Genomic DNA, 347 nt, shown 5'->3' on the forward strand with positions numbered 1-347 from the left:
TTCGTGGCGGCCCTGGGGGCATCCGGCTATACCTTCGCCTGTGCCACGCCCCGCGAGACGACGGAGGACTGGATAAATGGAACGATCCGGGCACTGGAATTCTATGGTGGGGTCACCCAACTCATCGTTCCAGATAACCCCAAGGCCCTAATTGCCAATCCGGACCGCTATGAGCCCCGCAGTAACGACACGGTACTGGATTTTGCCCGCCACTACGGTACCTCGGTACTTCCTGCCCGGACCTACTCCCCCCAGGATAAAGCCAAAGTCGAGTCTGCGGTGCAGGTGGTTGAGCGTTGGATCATGGCTCGTCTGCGTCATCACCGGTTTACCACGGTTAACGAGGT

At 59.1% G+C, this 347-nt stretch carries 1 pseudogene; it reads left to right on the forward strand.

Features of this window, described 5'->3' with window-relative positions:
- A pseudogene (locus tag IV91_RS0113995) lies at positions 1 to 347 on the forward strand (DDE-type integrase/transposase/recombinase); the annotation flags it as partial.

Origin of the sequence: Ferrovum myxofaciens (assembly GCF_000735045.1) — a bacterium.
GTDB classification, from domain to species: domain Bacteria; phylum Pseudomonadota; class Gammaproteobacteria; order Burkholderiales; family Ferrovaceae; genus Ferrovum; species Ferrovum myxofaciens.